Here is a 16,996-nt window from a genome sequence, read left to right as displayed (position 1 = left end):
AGCGTGATCCGCGTTCGGATCGCGATACCTAGCCGGATGGATGGCTCTGCACGGGGACGCCGCCCGCTGCGCGAGCCAATCGTCCTGTAGTGCCATGCACGTCAGTCGTGCGATGCGGCAGGCGTCAGCGGCTCGGACCCGATCGTACTTGCAGCGCAGTCAATCGCCTGCTACTGCCGGTAGGACTGGAGCCGCCAACCGGATGGTGTCGCGGTTTGCCACACGTAATCCCAACGATAGCGCGTGCCGGCATGACAGGCCTCAACACTGACTACATCGCGCGGCTTGCCGTGCGCGGGCAGCGGCGCGGCATTACCTGCTGCGTCAGTGCGCGTACCCAAGGGATTATCGAATGACGTCATGCTGGTGCGCACTGCGCCTAGCTCTGCGGCGCTGGCCGGCGGCGGCATCTGCTTGGGCTGGGTGCTCAGTCTGGATTGTTGCTGCAACCACGTGTGTATCTGTGCGATGGCCGGGCTGCCGGCCGGATAGTCGCGCACGATGCGCATGTCCACGTGGTCTGCCCATGCTGCGTTGCAGGCCAGCAGGCCGGCCATCATCGTCGAAGCAGTCACCATTTGCTTCCAGGCCATCATCGTCGCACTCCATGCTGTGAATGAGTGGCGCAGGCTAGCATGAGGTGTGCGCTTGCTGCGCGCATCCCCACTGGCGCAGGTGCGCATCACTTCGCTGCAATGCATCCTGGGGTGCCATGCCTGCACCGCCGCAAGCACACGCTTTCCGTCTGCCGCGTTGATATCGCGTGCTACGAATCGTGAAGTCTGGCCTCTACCCGGGCCGCCAGCTCCGCCGCGTTCAACGACAGCAGGATCGAAAGGCCGGTCGTCGAGATCGAGCAATAACCCCAGGTCATGCTCGCGCATGAGAAACTCATTTGCGGGGGGCGTGATCGACGACGATCATGGTTCGGCCTTGACGCCGAAGATGGGTCGGATATCGAAGCTGGCCCGGTGTTCGGGCAAATTCTGCGCCATCATCGCGATGGCACCGGCTTCTGGCAACGCGGCGGTGTGGACCATCCTTTTCTAAGGAGAAAAAATGGATATCGATCTAGCCACTGTGCATCCTGGACTGGTGGATGCGTGGAACTTTACACGGGAAAACTATCCGAAAAAAGTTGCCTGTGATCTGGAGCCATTGAAGAAAATTGAAGAAGATTGCGATGCCGCATTCCCTGCCGACTACCTTGCTTTCATGGGGAAATATGGCGGTCTGCAAATGCGGTTTGACGATCCAAGACGCCTGCTTGTGGAGTATTCCATTGCCGGCAACCTGACCAGGGAAGTTTGTCACTTGGCGTCCATCATGTCTTCCAAGGCTGTTCTCGAATGGTATCTAAGATTATCTCGCCCGGACGAGCATTATGAAAACATCGGTGCGCGCATACCAGCTAGAACAGTGCCGATCGGGGTAACTGAAGCGGGCGGCGAGTATTATCTGATCGATCTTTCAGATAGAAGCCACGGCACCATCTGGCGAATGGCGCCGGAAAATCACGGAACCTGGTGCAGTGAGGGAAATGCTTTTCTCGGCCTCGCCGCCGGGAGCTTTACCAAGCTGCTGACGAAACTGGTGACAGAAGACGACCTAGCAGCGGGCAAGATGAGAGAGCGCTAGTGGACGCGTGATACAACGCCGCGCCCGCCTGGAGGCTGCATGATCGTGTAGTTGTGAGCGCTTAATCGCTGCGTGTTCTATGCGCATGCAGCAGGCGCGCGACTGCAGCTGCCTCACGTTCGAGCTGCGCCTGAAACTTGCCATAGGTGGACAGATGTAGATGCTGATAAACCTGCCGCTGTGCGTCGGCGAACAGCAGTGGCAGCAGCGTTCCTGCCGTGGGGTTGTGCCGGCAGCCATGCGAACAGCTGGGTGGCGCGCATCAGCCGCGCCACACCCGCCGATAGGAAAATGTGCCGGGCACGTCCGTTGCGGATGGCGGAATCGATCATGCGCAAGTGGGTGATATCCAGATCCGCAGCAACCAACTTGCTGCGTCCTACCGTGGGCACATGCAGCAACGCGACAAACGCCACCTGCGCCGCATCCTGCGGTAGAAAGCCCAGCTGCGCGAAGTTTCGGTGATAGCGACGCCCGTCGCCGCGATAACCCGGCAGCAGAAAAGGATGGTGCACACCATGGCGTTGCCAGAAGCCGGCGCCATCGTGGTGATAACGCAGAAGCTCCGTGAACACCACGCTGGCTTCGATATCCGTTGCGTAATTAGCGTCGAGGCAGACGAACAGGAATTCCGCCTCATACGGTACCGCCCTCCTGGTAAGGACGCTCGGCAAAATGCCAGCGCAGTTCAGCGCCTGGATGGAGCAGGTACATCGCAATCCAGACGAGATGTCGGGCGAGTTGACGCTCTACGCTGACACGCGGGCGCCGTCTCAACCATCGAAATCCCACTGCAACCCCAGCGTATAGGTGCGGTCCGGACCCGGTTCGTAATAGCGTCCGTTGCCGTCGTTGACGATCACCGAGCCGACATACTGCCGGTCCAGCACGTTGTCGATGCGGGCGAAGGTGCGCAGCCGGCCCAGCGTGGTCGTCCAGCGCCGGGAGGCTTCCAGATTGACCAGCGCATAGCCGGGCGCGCGCTCGGTGGCCAGGTCGTTGACCACGGTGGCGTCGGAGGCCACCGTTTCGGCGGCGAACTGCCATTGCATCGGCTGCCACTGCCAGCGTGCGAACAGCTGCTGACGCGGCACGCCCGGCAGGCGCGCGCCGCTGGACACTGGCGCGGTCGGCGTGGCACAGCCACTGCTGGCGCAGGTGAGGTAGCCATCGCGCACAGTGGCATCGACGAAGGTGTAGGCCATCTGCAGTTGCTGGGTGGCGCCCACCGGTTGATTCCAGCTGAGCTCTGCGCCCTGGCGCCGGGTGGCGCCGATGTTGCGGAAGGTGCTGCGGCCATTGGTGTTGCTGGCCACCGCCAGTTCGTCGTCGGTATCGGCGCGAAACAACGCGATCTCCACCGCTGCGCCGCTTTGCGCGCGCCATTTGCTGCCGACCTCGTAATTGCGGCTCGTGGCCGAGCCCAGGTCCAGCGCCAGGCCGGCACCACCATCGTTGCGATACCCCAGCTCGTTGAAGGTGGGCGTTTCGAAGCCGCGTCCGGCCGACGCGTAAAAACGCAGATCCTCGTTGGCGCGGAACACGATGCCGGCGACCGGCGTGGTGGCCGAATACTCGCGCCGCCCGCTGTCGTCCGGGTTGCGGCCGACGATGTAGTTGTCATCCGAGCGGAAACGCACCTGGCTATGCCGCACGCCCAGCAAGGCCGACCAGCGGTCGCTCCACTGCCACCACGCCTGCGCAAACTGGTCCACGTTCTCGACCTGGTCGCGCTGATTGCGGCGTAGCGCGCCCTGCACGCCCAGCGTGTCGCCGACGAAATTCTCGTAGCCGGTGCGGTGCTGCCGTTGGCGATCGACATTTGCGCCCACGGTGAGCTGCAGCGGCCGGCCCAGCGCCTGCCCCTGCCACGCCCAGCGCGCGTCGGCGCCTTCGTAATTGCTGTCCAGATCGATCACCCCGCCCGAATGCAGCGCGCTGTCCGGATTCCGCGGGTTGCGCTGCACCGCTACCGGAATCGCCAGGAACTGCTCCACGCTGCGCTGCCCGCCATAGGCCATCAGCCGCAGCGTCTGGCTGTCCAATTGCTGGGTGAAGATCGCCCCGGCCTGCGATTGGCGCACCGATTTGCGGGTGTTGAACTGGGTGGCCACCGAGGTGGCCTGGCGCGGGTCGGCATTGAATTGCGTGCGGGTCAGGCCCAGCGGGTCCTGTGCATCGGGCGCATCGAGATAATTGAGCACCAGATCCAGCCGGCGGCCTTCGGCCAGATCGAAACCCAGCTTGGCGTTGACCGAATCGCGCTTGGCGCGGCTATGGTCGCGGAAGCCGTCGGTTTCGAAATGATTGGCGGCCAGGTTGTAGTGCACCGCGCCCTGCTGGCCGAGCAACTGCGCGCCGACATTGACGGTGGCGTTGCTGCCGTAGGTGGCACGCAGCCGCCACGGGTCGTCGGGCTTGCCGTCGGCACTCCACAGTTGCAGCACGCCGCCGGAGGAATTGCCGTACAGCGCCGAGAACGGCCCGCGCAGCACTTCCACCCGCTCGGCACCCAGTACGTTGAAGTGCGAGAGCTGGCCCTGCCCGTCGGGCATGCTGGCCGGGATGCCGTCCACCAGCAGGCGCACGCCGCGCACGCCGAAGGTGGAGCGAGCGCCGAAGCCGCGGATCGACAGCTGGGTGTCCTGCGCATAGTTCTGCCGGTCGCGCGCCACCAGCCCGGGGATACCGTCCAGCAGCTCGGACACCTGCGCGCCGCGTCGGTTGTCGTCGTCGGCCGATATCACGGTGAACGAGGCCGGCAGGTCGAAGTCGTCCACCCCGTGCACGCGTGCGGCGTCCACCTGGACCGCAGGCAGGGCCCGGATCGACGGGGCGGAAGGCGGGGCCGGATCGGCGGCCAGGGCGAGCGGCGCGAAGCCACCGGCGAACAGGCCGCACGCAGCGGCCAACAAGGTGAGTCTGGGCATGGGCGTAGTGTCACTCATCCGTACTGTGGCCGCATCGTTGCGTACGGAACGAAGCATGCTACGCCCGCCACGCCCTGCTACGATGAAGTGGTTTGGCCCAGCAGTGGCCAACGATCCGGAAGTACCCCACTCTTTCGTCCTTCAGCGAGTCATGCCGTGTCCTTCTTTGCAAACGTAGAACAGGTTCCAGGCGACCCCATCCTGGGCCTGACCGAGGCCTACAACGCCGATAGCCGCCCCAACAAGGTCAATCTGGGCGTGGGCATCTATTACGACGAAAACGGGCGCATCCCGCTGTTGCGTGCCGTGCACAAGATCGAGCAGCAGCTCGCGCTGGAGGCCAAACCGCGCGGCTATCTGCCCATCGACGGCCTGGCTGCCTACGACAAGGCCACCCAGGAGCTGCTGTTCGGTGCCGAATCGGCGCTGGTGGCCTCCGGGCGCGTGGCGACTTCGCAGACCGTCGGCGGCAGCGGTGCGCTGCGCGTCGGCGCAGACCTGCTCAAGAAGCTGCTGCCCACCTCCACCATCGCCATCAGCAACCCCAGCTGGGAAAACCATCGCGCGGTGTTCGGCGCGGCCGGCTTCGAGGTGGTGGATTACACCTATTTCGACGCCGCCAGCCATGGCCTGAACTTCGACGGCATGCTCGCCGACCTGGCCAAGCTCGAACCGGGCACGGTGGTGCTGCTGCACGCCTGCTGCCACAACCCGACCGGCGCCGACCTGACCAAGGACCAGTGGAAGCAGGTCGCCGGCCTGCTGAAAGAGCGCAACCTGTTCCCGTTCGTCGACATCGCCTACCAGGGTTTCGACAAGGGCATCGAGGCCGATGCCTACGCGGTGCGCCTGCTGGCTGCCGAAGGCATCGACAGCTACGTGGTGGCCAGCTCGTACTCCAAGTCGTTCTCGCTGTATGGCGAGCGCGTGGGCGCGTTGTCGGTGGTCTCGGCCACCGCAGCCGAAGCCAAGGCCGTGCAGTCACAGGTCAAGCGCATCATCCGCACGATCTACTCCAGCCCGTCCACGCACGGCGCCGCCTTGGTGGCTGGCGTGCTGACCAGCCCGGAGTTGCGCGACCTGTGGGAGCAGGAGCTCACCGAAATGCGCGAGCGTATCCACGCCCTGCGCGCGGGCCTGGTCGCCAAACTCGCCACGCTGGGCTCGCCGGAATTCGACTTCATCCAGCGCCAGGCCGGCATGTTCTCGTATTCGGGCCTGACCCGGACCCAGGTGGACCGCCTGCGCGACGAGTTCGCGATCTACGCCGTCGGCACTGGCCGTATCTGCGTGGCCGCGTTGAGTCAGCGCAACCTGGACTACGTGGCACAGGCCGTGGCGACCGTCAGCCGGATGTAAGTGACCGCGATCGGCCACACCGGCCAATGCCAGCAAACCGGGAGCGCGCCAGCCTCCCGGTTTTTTTGTGCCCGCAGACGCCGCTCTGTCCCCAGCCGTCGCCGCGTCCTTCCCCCGCCGGCGGGGAAGGTGCCCGAAGGGCGGATGGGGCAAGCGCAGCCCAACCATCGCCAACCCACCACTACCCACGCACCGGCATCGCTCCCTTCCCCCGCCTGCGGGGGAAGGTGCCCGAAGGGCGGATGGGGGCAAGCGCAGCGCAACCATCGCAGCCCCCCAATTCGCGCATGTTCGATCAATCACGCTGCAAAACGCGCAGCAAGTGATCGAAATCTAACGGCGCAATGGCGACAATGGCGGCCCACTTCCTACACAGGCTGCCCGCTCCCATGTCGCGTCCCTCGCTGACCCGCTTCCTGATCGAAGAGCAACACGCCGGCCGTATCGACCCGGAATTGCGCCAGCTGATCACCATCGTCTCGCGCGCCTGCAAGCGCATTTCCATCGCCGTGAGCAAGGGCGCGCTGGGCGGCGTGCTCGGCGATGCCGGCACCGGCAACGTGCAGGGCGAGGCGCAGAAGAAGCTCGATGTGCTCAGCAACGACATCCTGCTCGAAGCCAACGCCTGGGGCGGCCACCTGGCTGCGTGCGCGTCCGAAGAAATGGACCACAGCCAGCCAGTGCCCGACCAATACCCCAGCGGTGACTTCCTGCTGCTGTTCGACCCGCTCGATGGCAGCTCCAACATCGACGTCAACGTCTCGGTCGGCACCATCTTCTCGGTACTGCGCGCGCCCAAGGGCACCGAAAAGCCCGGCGACGAACACTTCCTGCAGCCAGGCACCCAACAGGTCGCCGCCGGCTACTGCATCTACGGCCCCAGCACGATGCTGGTGCTCACGCTCGGTCACGGCACCCACGCCTTCACCCTGGAGCGCGAGGAAGGCAGCTTCCTGCTGACCCAGGCCAATATGCGCGTGCCCGACGACACTGCCGAATACGCCATCAACATGTCCAACCAACGCCACTGGGAACCGGCCATGCAGTCTTACCTCAGCGATCTGCTGGCCGGCAAGGACGGCGCGCGCGGCAAGGACTTCAACATGCGCTGGATCGCCAGCATGGTCGCCGACGTGCACCGCATCCTGACCCGCGGCGGCATCTTCATCTACCCCTGGGACAAGAAGGACGCATCCAAGCCGGGCAAGCTGCGCCTGATGTACGAAGCCAACCCGATGAGCATGCTGGTGGAACAGGCCGGCGGTGCGGCGACCACGGGGCGCGAGCGCATCCTGGATATTCAACCCACGCAACTGCATCAGCGTGTGCCGGTGTTCCTGGGCTCGAAGAACGAAGTGGCAGAGGCCACGCGGTATCACCTGGAATTCGACAAGGCACAGGGCTGAAGTTCCCGCGCCAGCAACACGCAGCGCTGATGCACGCAAGACACCCGCCCAGTGCGGGTGTCCTGCTGTGTGACAACGGCTGATTGCGCAGCACACGATGGCGTGGCGATCGGCGAGGACTCCGCCAACAGCCACATGCTGTCGTGAGTTGACTCAGCGCCGCGCAGCGGTGTATACCGCGCTCGGGCCGGAGTGGGACGGTCTACGGGACGTTGATCTACTCACAGTGCCTTGCAAGCAGTCGCATGATTGCCCGCAGGGACCACGTATCGATCAGGGAGTTCACATGAAGACCGCATGTGTTGCATTGGTGGCTGCCGTCATGTTGCAGGCCACACCCGCATTCTCCGCATCAACCGCAACATCGCCACTGGTCGGAACCTGGCTGCTGGATACCAGCAGTCTCCCGATGCCAGCGGCGGTACGCCCCAAGCGTGTCGTCCTGGAGTTCAAACAGGTTCCAGGCAACAAATGGGCAACCAGCGCCGAGATCATCGAACACGACAACAACAAGCTGGAGGCACAATCCACGCTATTGCTGGACGGCACGCCGGGTAAGGCATCCGGCACTTACCTGGTCGATCGTGCCGCAGTCAAAATGCCCGAGCCAGGCGTGCTGGTCATGCAGTTGATGTATCAAGGCGTCCCGGCATCCACACGCACCTATACGGTCAGCGCCAATGGCAAGGTCATGACCGAGATTGAAGCCTACTTCAAGGACGGCAACCCGATGATGCGCACGGCGTATTTCAAACGCGCGCAAAGTCAGACCAAGTAAGCGACATCGAGTCGCGCCGCATCATGGCGCGACTCGATTTCTGGGGAGACGTCGCAGTTCGACGGCGGGCCTCTCACGCTGCGTTGTCCGCTCGACACAGTGAAGAAGGCTTAGGAGATCCTCGTGAGGGACATCTGGAATATCACGCCGAACAGGAGCCTGGGGCCGCTTGAATTCGGCATGACGCAAGCGCAAGTTGCCCAGTTCGAAAGTGTGATGGGGCCAGTTGAGGAAACAACCGAAGAAACGCTGCCTGACGGCAGCGTGGCAACCAACCAGTTCCGTCATCGCGACGCGCCGTTGTGTTCGTTTCAACGCGGACGATTGACCTATCTCTCGATTGGACGGTCCGACACGATCGACATCCGGTTCCAGGACGTTTCTGTCTTCGATGACGATCCGAAGCTTGTTTATTCGACGCTCGGGCGAGCGGCAGGTGCAGTCTTTTGGCATCACAACAGTGTCATCATGCCATCGCTGGGACTGGAACTGGCAGGTTTCGTGATTGAATACAGCCCGAAAGGAAAACCGCCCGTGTTCGTCAGCAAGACAACGGCATTTACCTGGCCGCAACTGGTGCTCGTTCAACCCGGCCAGGAATATTTCAGGAAAGAGGATTTGATCGAAATTTCCAGCCTGGCAGAGTGATACCGAACCAGGCCATAAACATTCTGATCGTAACTGTGCCACGACCTCAGTCAAGTTGATTGACGAGGGCACCATGTAAAGAGTTGTCTACATACGTGTGGATATCCATCTCGCCCATGCGGGTGAGCTGTTGTGCACCAGGCAGGATGTGCATGACAGGCGTGATGACGGCGACAGAATCATCATTGGAGAGCTTGTGTGCTGATTTCGAGTATGACCTTTATTGCGACGCGGCCGGCATGACGGAGCCGCTTCAGCGCAAGGCGCTATTGCCAGCCATTACACAGGGGGCGAAGGTGGGCTTGAAGATTCTCGCTGTCTCGATCTACGCCTGCCTTGCCGCATCAGTTTTCAGCGGAACCAGCTTATTCATCGGGCTACTTTTTATCGGCAATTCTGATATGGAAGGCAGCATTACTGTTATTTTTTTTGCTACTTCGTTCGTCCTGGGTTTGCCTGCATTTCTGGCTCTTGGCGTGCCCGTATTGCACTTGACTCCCAGACTGAAGTACGCGCGTCCTCGCTACGCGGCCCTGGCTGGGGCAATCAGCGCAGCGATCATCGACTGTTGTCTTTATCTGCTTGGCACTTCCCAGGAGCTAACCCATTCCTCGTGGGCGCCGTTATTTTTTGGATCCACCATCCTCTGGGCGGCATTCGCCGGCGGGCTGTATCAGTACACCAGGAAATTGCTGTAAAAACGCGCAGCTACAGCGTATGGCTGTGGTGTTCCTTGCTGTGCACCAGCAAACGCAAGACATGCTGGACTGCAGGATGTTCGCGCGGCGCAGAGTGCCGCCATGCTCATCAGCACGGCACGCGCTTTACCAGCAAGATGTCGATCTATGGCGCATGCGCAACGTCCCCATGTTGCATGCCAAGTGGCGTTGACGCATGCGCCATAGATCGACAAGCATTGACGCGCCCGCACTCCCCGCGGTGTCAACCGAGCTGTACCGATGCGCATGCGCACTGCCCGTTGCTTGTTGGTTCTGGTTGGCGTGGTATTGCCGTACGCGACGCAGCTGCCGTATGGCCTGGACTGGTTACGGCAATACACCGACACCGGCCTCGGCGGGTGGTTATTGCTGGGGGGATTCAACGCGATCGCCTGGGGCGCGCTACTGGCGATCAGTTTTGCCTACCGGCGCGCAATCGCGCTGCTGGTGCCCTGCCTGCTCGGCTTCGGCACGCTGGCCTGGGCGCACGCCACGCTGGATCTGCGTGCCGACGCGCAGTCGGCGCTGGCGCTGATCTTCATCCCGCTCTATGCACTGCTGCCCATTACCGTCGGCGGCGTGTTGGGCTATCTGCTCGACCGGCGATTGCGGCGCACATGTGTAGGTTAGCCACGCGATGGCGCACGGCGCGGGCACGAAGGCGCTGCTATCGCTGCGAACCACGCATCGTCTGGCGACGTTAGTCATGCTGCGGTAGTTGCGCATTCGTGGGCATAACAGGTGCGCACCAGCATCGGCAACCACGCCCAACGATAGCCACACGCGCTAACGCTGCTCTGGACGATAGCCGCGTGCTGAGCGAGATGCTGTGCGTCATCAGCCGCGCTCGCCTCGCACAGGACGCTGGTGGCCCTTCTCGGGTACGCCACCGGGTCGTCGCCTGGAACCAGACACTGCACTGCCCACTTGACCGCCAACGCCCACACCGGCCAGTCTCGGGGGCTGGCGCGGCGGGGGTCATGTCGCGCGCCGTCAATGGAGAACCGCTGTGGACCGTCGTACCTTCCTCACCCTGTCAGGCATCGGGGCCGCCGGCTTGCTGCTGCCGCACACGCGCCTGATCGCCGCCGAACAGTTGCTCACGCCCAACGATACGGCGCGCAACCGGCGCTTGTCCGATACTGCGCTGACCACCGCCAAGGCGGCGGGTGCGAGCTATTGCGATGTGCGTGTGGGCCGGTATCTGCGCCAGTTCGTGATCACCCGCGAGGCGCAGGTGGAAAACGTGGTCAACGCCGAATCCAGTGGCGTGGGCGTGCGCGTGCTGGCCGATGGTGCGTGGGGCTTTGCAGCGACCAATACGCTGACCAGCGACGGTGTGGCCACCGCCACGCGGCAGGCGGTGGCGATCGCCAAGGCCAATGCACGGCTGGGCGGCACGCCGGTACAGCTGGCACCGGCGACGCCGGCCGGGCAGGTCCGCTGGCGCACGCCAATCAAGAAAAATGCAATGGAAGTGCCGCTGCAGGACAAGGTGGCACTGCTGATGGACGTCAACGCGGCCGCGCTCAACGCCGGCGCCACCTTCGTGGCTTCACGCATGTTTGCGATCAACGAGCAGAAATATTTCGCCAGCAGCGATGGCTCTTATATCGATCAGGACGTGCACCGGCTGTGGCTGCCCTTTACCGTGACCGCGGTGGACAAGGCCAGCGGTAAGTTCCGCACCCGCGACGGGCTGTCTTCGCCAATGGGTATGGGGTATGAGTATCTGGATGGCGATGCGCGCGAGAAGCACGCACTGCCTGGCGGGCTTGTCGGTTATGGAAAAAGCTACGATGCGCGCGAAGACGCCATCGCCGCCGCAAAGCAGGCGCGCGCCAAGCTCACCGCACCCTCGGTGAAGGCCGGCAAATACGATCTGGTGATCGACCCGAGCAATCTGTTTCTCACCATCCATGAGTCGGTGGGTCACCCGCTCGAACTCGATCGCGTGCTCGGCTACGAGGCCAATTACGCCGGCACCAGCTTCGCCACGCTGGACAAGCGCGATGCCGGTTTCCGCTGGGGCAGCGATGCGGTGACCTTCGTCGCCGACCGCACCCAACCGGGCAGCCTGGGCGCGGTGGGGTATGACGATGAGGGTGTCAAGAGCAAGCAATGGGAGCTGGTGAAGGACGGCATTCTGGTCGATTACCAATGCACGCGCGATCAGGCGCATCTGCTCGGCAAGACCGCCTCCGATGGCTGCAGCTATGCAGACTCCTGGTCCAGCGTGCAGTTTCAGCGCATGCCAAACGTCTCGTTGGCTGCAGGCAAGAAGCCACTGGGCGTTACCGAGATGATCAAGAACGTCGAGCGCGGGTTCTATATCCACGGGCGCGGTTCGTACTCGATCGATCAGCAGCGCTACAACGCGCAGTTCGGCGGGCAGTTGTTCTACGAAATCGAGAACGGCCAGGTCACGCGGTTGGTGGAAGACGGTGCCTACCAGATCCGCACGCCGGAATTCTGGAACGCCTGCAGCGCGGTCTGCGACCAACGCGACTTCCGCCTGGGCGGTTCGTTCTTCGATGGCAAGGGCCAACCCAGCCAGGTCTCAGCCGTGTCGCATGGGTCATCGACTGCGCGCTTCGATGGCATCAACGTAATCAATACCGCGCGCTCATTGGGCTAAGCGCGGCTAATAATGATATCGATTCTTGGCGTTGTTAGATGCGATCAAAAGCTTGATTCGTCGAGCGCGCGGTGCCCTCGCCGCTCGCGGGACACGCCGTGAATCCGTCCGTGGAGGCTCGGTGGCGGCATCCATGCCGCCACACGGTCCCGCAAGCGGCGAGGACACCGCACCAGAAAGTTTGTCGGTAGCTTTTTTAAAGCCTGAAGGTTAATCGCCTTGCGTTGCGAAGATGATCCTACGCAGCGCTATTCAATGCGCACCGACCATCTCGACTGGTCCTTGCCTGCTCACCGTCGCGTGACCTTACGCGGCATGGATGCCGCATAAGAGCCTAAGGGAGGTACTTGCGGCGTGTCCTGCGATGGTGGGCGGGCAAGGGCCGTGCAGCCAAACCGCAGATGATCGCTTCATCTTTGGCCTCTCCGAGCCATATGAAGCAGGCACTGCGCACGATGGCGTGCGCGTCGCGCATTGCACGACCGCCGATAAGATAATGCATGCCTTTCATCGATCACATCGCGTGTCGGCGCGATGGCGCAGCAAGCAAACGCCACCAGCCCCGCTCGCCGCAGTTGCATGCAGGCTGCGTGCGCCGCTCGACTCATGCGAGCACAGCGATTGCCGCTGCACCCATGCCGAAAGTCATTTGACGCGGCATTCATCGCCCGGCAAGAATCGGAGATAGCGCGCAGAGACCGATCGGCGCGTCACCACATCACCTGCGCGCCGCGTAGGACTATTGGGGGGTTGCCGTGCAGCGACGTGATTTCCTGGCCCTGACCGGGCTGACCATGGGTGGGTTGATCGTGCCCGCCTACTTCGGCAAGGCCATCGCCGCCGAGCAGTTGTTGACGCCGTTCGATGTGGGCCGCAACAAGCGCCTGGCCGATGCCGGCCTCAACGCCGCGCGGCAGGCCGGTGCGAGCTATTGCGATGTGCGCATCGGCCGCTATCTGCGCCAGTTCGTCATCACCCGCGAGGACAAGGTGCAGAACGTGGTCAACACCGAATCCATCGGTGCGGGCGTCCGCGTGATCGTCGGTGGCGCCTGGGGCTTTGCCGCCACCAACGAGCTCACCGAGCAAGGCGTGGCCAAGGCGGCCGCGCAGGCGGCGGCGATCGCCAAGGCCAACGCCAAGGTGCAGGGCACGCCGGTGCAGCTGGCGCCGACGCCGGGCGTGGGCGAGGTGAGCTGGAAGACGCCGATCAAGAAGAACGCGATGGAAGTGCCGATCAAGGACAAGGTGGACCTGCTGCTCGGCGTGAACGCTGCCGCCACCGCCGCCGGCGCCAACTTCGTCAACTCGATGCTGTTCGTGGTCAACGAGCAGAAGTACTTCGCCAGCACCGACGGCTCGTATATCGATCAGGACGTGCATCGCATCTGGGCACCGATGAGCGTCACCGCCATCGACACCGCCAGCGGCAAGTTCCGCACCCGCGACGGGTTGTCCGCGCCGATGGGCCTGGGCTACGAGTATCTGGATGGCGCTGCTTCGGGCAAGTTCGTCTCGCCCAACGGCGTGGTCAATTACGGTCTGTCCTACGACATGAAGGAAGACGCGATCGCGGCGGCCAAACAGGCTCAGGAAAAGCTCAAGGCGCCCTCGGTGAAGCCGGGCAAGTACGACCTGGTGCTGGACCCCTCGCACACCTGGCTGACCATCCACGAATCCATCGGCCACCCGCTGGAACTGGATCGCGTGCTCGGTTACGAGGCCAACTACGCCGGCACCAGTTTCGCCACGCTGGACAAGCTCAAGACCGGCTTCCAGTACGGCAGCGACAAGGTGCACATCCTGGCCGACAAGACCCAGGCCGGCAGCCTGGGCGCAGTCGGCTACGACGATGAAGGCGTCAAGACCAAGCAGTGGGATCTGATCCGCGACGGCAAGCTGGTGGACTATCAAGCGATCCGCGATCAGGCGCATATCCTCGGCAAGACCGCTTCCGATGGCTGCTGCTATGCCGACTCGTGGTCGAGCGTGCAGTTCCAGCGCATGGCCAACGTGTCGCTGGCGGCCGGCAAGACACCGCTGAGCGTGAGCGATTTGATCAAGAACGTGGAAAACGGCATCTACATCATCGGCGACGGCTCGTTCTCCATCGACCAGCAGCGCTACAACGCGCAGTTCGGTGGCCAGCTGTTCTACGAAATCAAGAACGGTGCGATCACCCGCATGCTCGAAGACGTGGCCTATCAGATCCGTACGCCGGAATTCTGGAACGCCTGCACTGCGGTCGCCGATCAACGCGACTACCGCCTGGGCGGCTCGTTCTTCGACGGCAAGGGCCAACCGAGCCAGGTCTCGGCGGTCTCGCATGGTTCGTCCACCGCTCGCTTCGATGGCATCAACGTCATCAGCACTGCCCGCTCGCTCGGCTAACAGGAGATACCCACATGAGCATCCTTACCGAAGCGCAGGCCAAGGCCATCCTGGACAAGGTCATCAAGTTGTCCAAGGCCGACGAGTGCACCGCACAACTCACCGGCTCGATCGACGGCAACATTCGTTTCGCACTCAACAACGTGTCCACCAGCGGCATCGTCGACAACACCGATCTGCAGGTGCAGGTGGCGTTCGGCAAGCGTGTGGGCGTGGCCACCATCAACGAGTTCGACGATGCCTCGCTGGAGCGCGTGGTGCGGCGTGCCGAAGACCTGGCCCGCCTGGCGCCGGAAAATCCCGAGTTCATGCCGGCGGTGGGCAAGCAGACCTATCGGGCCAGCCCGACCTTCAGCGAATCCACCGCCGCCATCGATCCGGCGTTTCGCGCGCAGGTCGCTGCCGATTCGATCGCCCCGTGCAAGGGCAAGGGCCTGATCGCCGCCGGTTTTCTGGAGGATGGCCAGAGCTTCACCGCCTTCGCCAACAGCAAGGGCAACTTCGGCTATCAGCGTGGCGCGCGTTTCGACTACACCTGCACCGTGCGCACCGAAGACGGTCGCGGTTCGGGTTGGGTCGGTCGTAATCTGAAGGATGCCGCCGACTTCAAGGCCGAGCAGGACATCCGCATCGCGATGCGCAAGGCCAGCGATTCGGCCGAGGCCAAGGCGCTGGAGCCGGGCAAGTACACGGTGATCCTGGAGCCGGCTGCGGCTGCCGGGCTGATTTCCTTCATGATGAATTTCTTCGACGCGCGCCGTGCCGACGAAGGCCGCAGCTTCCTGTCCAAGAAGGGCGGCGGCAACAAGCTGGGCGAACAGGTCTACGACCCGCGCGTGAATATCACCGCCGACCCATGGGATGCGCGTGCGGCGGTGCTGCCGTGGGATGAGGAAGGCCTGCCGCGCGAGAAGATGTCGATCGTGGAAAACGGCAAGATCGCCAACCTGCAGTATTCGCGGTTCTGGGCGCAGAAGAACGGCAAGCGCGCGGTCGGCGAGCCGGGCAATCTGTTGATGGCCGGCGGCGACAAGAACATCGCCGAGCTGGTGCGCGGCACCGAGAAGGGCATCCTGGTCACGCGCACCTGGTATATCCGCATGGTCGATCCGCAGACCGTGCTGCTCACCGGGCTGACCCGCGACGGCACGTTCTACATCGAGAACGGGCAGATCAAGTACCCGGTGAAGAATTTCCGCTTCAACGAATCGCCGGTGATCATGCTCAACAACATCGACGAACTCGGCAAGCCGGTGCGCGTGGCCGGCGACGAATCCAATTTCGTGATGATGATTCCGCCGATGCGTTTGCGCGATTTCACGTTTACCTCGTTGTCGGATGCGGTGTGAGGCGTAGCGGCCCTCATCCGCCCCTGCGGGGCACCTTCTCCCGCAAGCGGGAGAAGGGAGATGCATCGACGGGCGCAGCGCAGCTGGCTCTGCTCCCTTCTCCCGTATCGATACGTGCAACACTGGCTCTGCTCCCTTCTCCCGTTCACGGGAGAAGGTGCCCGAAGGGCGGATGAGGGAGGCCACCGCATGACGATGACCCGCAGCCACTTCCTGCGCCTGCTGCTCGGCTGCACCGCCGCCCTGGCGCTACCGCGGCGCGCGCGCGCCGCCGGCAATTACGACTTCTGGTTTACCCGGCTGCGTTACGACTCCGGCGATTGGGAGGTGGATGCGCGCATGCCGTCCAACCTGATCACTTCGCTGATCGACTACACCCAGCTGCGCGTGGACCCGCAGGAGCATGTGCTGGATCTGGCCGATGCCCGCATGTTGCAGGCGCCGTTCTGCTATCTGTCGGGACACAAGCTGGTGGAGTTCAATCCGATCGAGCGGCGCAACTTCGAGCGCTATGTGCGCAATGGCGGCTTCGTGTTCGTGGACGATTGCAATCACGATATCGACGGGCTGTTTGCAACATCGTTCGAAGCACAGATGGCATCGATCTTCGGCAAGAGTGCATTGCAGAAACTGCCCAATACGCACCGTCTGTACAGCGCATTCTTCAAGTTCCCCGACGGCCCACCGGCGACCGGCTTCGAGCTCAATGGCTGGGGCGACGATCTGGTGCACGACTATCTGAAAGGCATCAGCATCGACGGCCGGCTGGGCGTGTTGTACAGCAACAAGGATTACGGCTGCGAATGGGATTACGACTGGCGCAACAAACGCTTCCTGGCCGAAGACAACACCAAGTTCGGCGTCAACATCGTGATGTATGCGTTGACCAATTGAACGCCACGTAACAGCGCGCGCTGTGGACTGCGCGACAGCCCATCGCGCGCAAGCGCGCTCCTCCAGACCCACGTGAGAACTCGCTCCATGCAGTGCGGACCGACAGCAGATAGCCCCCGCCAGCACATCCATGCGAGTTCACCACTGCGTACGCTCTCAGCGAGGCGCACGTGAGTCCAATCAGGGTCCGCCAGTAACGCTTCATCACGCGCCGGCGCGCGCCTGCGCAAACAGCCACACAACGAGA

The 16,996-nt window shown here is 63.0% G+C and carries 14 protein-coding genes; 11 read left to right on the top strand and 3 right to left on the bottom strand.

The window, feature by feature from the left end:
- Nucleotides 1-170: 170 nt before the first annotated feature.
- Entirely contained in the window at nucleotides 171-884 is a 714-nt protein-coding gene (locus GGR61_RS18430) for a hypothetical protein (protein WP_184623177.1), read from the bottom strand.
- Between the two features lie 175 nt (nucleotides 885-1,059).
- Between GGR61_RS18430 and GGR61_RS18425 the strand changes: the two genes are divergently transcribed.
- On the top strand, nucleotides 1,060-1,638 hold the full coding sequence (locus GGR61_RS18425; RefSeq protein WP_184623175.1) for an SMI1/KNR4 family protein: 579 nt from the start codon (nucleotides 1,060-1,062) through the stop codon (nucleotides 1,636-1,638).
- 113 nt (nucleotides 1,639-1,751) lie between these two features.
- On the opposite strand, the gene GGR61_RS18420 is transcribed toward GGR61_RS18425, so the two are convergent.
- On the bottom strand, nucleotides 1,752-2,312 hold the full coding sequence (locus tag GGR61_RS18420; protein ID WP_184623173.1) for a hypothetical protein: 561 nt from the start codon (nucleotides 2,310-2,312) through the stop codon (nucleotides 1,752-1,754).
- A gap of 99 nt (nucleotides 2,313-2,411) precedes the next feature.
- Nucleotides 2,412-4,568 carry a TonB-dependent receptor gene (locus GGR61_RS18415; RefSeq protein ID WP_184623171.1) on the bottom strand — a complete coding sequence of 719 codons (2,157 nt, stop codon included), beginning with the start codon at nucleotides 4,566-4,568 and terminating at the stop codon, nucleotides 2,412-2,414.
- 156 nt (nucleotides 4,569-4,724) lie between these two features.
- Between GGR61_RS18415 and GGR61_RS18410 the strand changes: the two genes are divergently transcribed.
- The 10 genes from GGR61_RS18410 to GGR61_RS18365 all read left to right on the top strand — a co-directional run bounded on the left by GGR61_RS18410 (nucleotide 4,725) and on the right by GGR61_RS18365 (nucleotide 16,749).
- Entirely contained in the window at nucleotides 4,725-5,927 is a 1,203-nt protein-coding gene (locus GGR61_RS18410) for an amino acid aminotransferase (RefSeq protein WP_184409685.1), read from the top strand.
- 389 nt (nucleotides 5,928-6,316) lie between these two features.
- On the top strand, nucleotides 6,317-7,333 hold the full coding sequence (locus GGR61_RS18405) for a class 1 fructose-bisphosphatase (RefSeq protein ID WP_184623169.1): 1,017 nt from the start codon (nucleotides 6,317-6,319) through the stop codon (nucleotides 7,331-7,333).
- A gap of 310 nt (nucleotides 7,334-7,643) precedes the next feature.
- Nucleotides 7,644-8,111 (top strand): LuxR family transcriptional regulator, encoded by a 468-nt coding sequence (locus tag GGR61_RS18400; protein WP_184409690.1) that lies wholly within the window; start codon nucleotides 7,644-7,646, stop codon nucleotides 8,109-8,111.
- A gap of 123 nt (nucleotides 8,112-8,234) precedes the next feature.
- Entirely contained in the window at nucleotides 8,235-8,759 is a 525-nt protein-coding gene (locus GGR61_RS21275) for a hypothetical protein (protein ID WP_260288512.1), read from the top strand.
- A gap of 239 nt (nucleotides 8,760-8,998) precedes the next feature.
- Nucleotides 8,999-9,457 carry a hypothetical protein gene (locus GGR61_RS18390; protein ID WP_184623214.1) on the top strand — a complete coding sequence of 153 codons (459 nt, stop codon included), beginning with the start codon at nucleotides 8,999-9,001 and terminating at the stop codon, nucleotides 9,455-9,457.
- Nucleotides 9,458-9,718: 261 nt separating this feature from the next.
- Nucleotides 9,719-10,108: a hypothetical protein gene (locus GGR61_RS18385; protein ID WP_184623167.1), complete on the top strand. Its 390-nt coding sequence runs from the start codon at nucleotides 9,719-9,721 to the stop codon at nucleotides 10,106-10,108.
- A 379-nt stretch (nucleotides 10,109-10,487) separates the two neighbouring features.
- The gene (locus GGR61_RS18380) at nucleotides 10,488-12,116 is read left to right on the top strand and encodes a TldD/PmbA family protein (RefSeq protein WP_184623165.1); all 1,629 of its coding nucleotides are present in this window, start codon (nucleotides 10,488-10,490) and stop codon (nucleotides 12,114-12,116) included.
- 755 nt (nucleotides 12,117-12,871) lie between these two features.
- Nucleotides 12,872-14,506 carry a TldD/PmbA family protein gene (locus GGR61_RS18375; protein WP_184623163.1) on the top strand — a complete coding sequence of 545 codons (1,635 nt, stop codon included), beginning with the start codon at nucleotides 12,872-12,874 and terminating at the stop codon, nucleotides 14,504-14,506.
- 14 nt (nucleotides 14,507-14,520) lie between these two features.
- A complete protein-coding gene (locus GGR61_RS18370; protein WP_184409633.1) occupies nucleotides 14,521-15,855 on the top strand; it encodes a TldD/PmbA family protein in 1,335 nt (444 codons plus the stop codon).
- A 195-nt stretch (nucleotides 15,856-16,050) separates the two neighbouring features.
- Nucleotides 16,051-16,749 (top strand): DUF4159 domain-containing protein, encoded by a 699-nt coding sequence (locus GGR61_RS18365; RefSeq protein WP_184623212.1) that lies wholly within the window; start codon nucleotides 16,051-16,053, stop codon nucleotides 16,747-16,749.
- Nucleotides 16,750-16,996: the final 247 nt, after the last annotated feature.

It is taken from the genome of Xanthomonas sp. 3058 (assembly GCF_014199765.1).
Taxonomy (GTDB): domain Bacteria; phylum Pseudomonadota; class Gammaproteobacteria; order Xanthomonadales; family Xanthomonadaceae; genus Xanthomonas; species Xanthomonas campestris_B.
The sequence above is the reverse complement of the archived record's forward strand: the minus strand, read 5'-3'. Positions and strand labels throughout refer to the sequence as shown.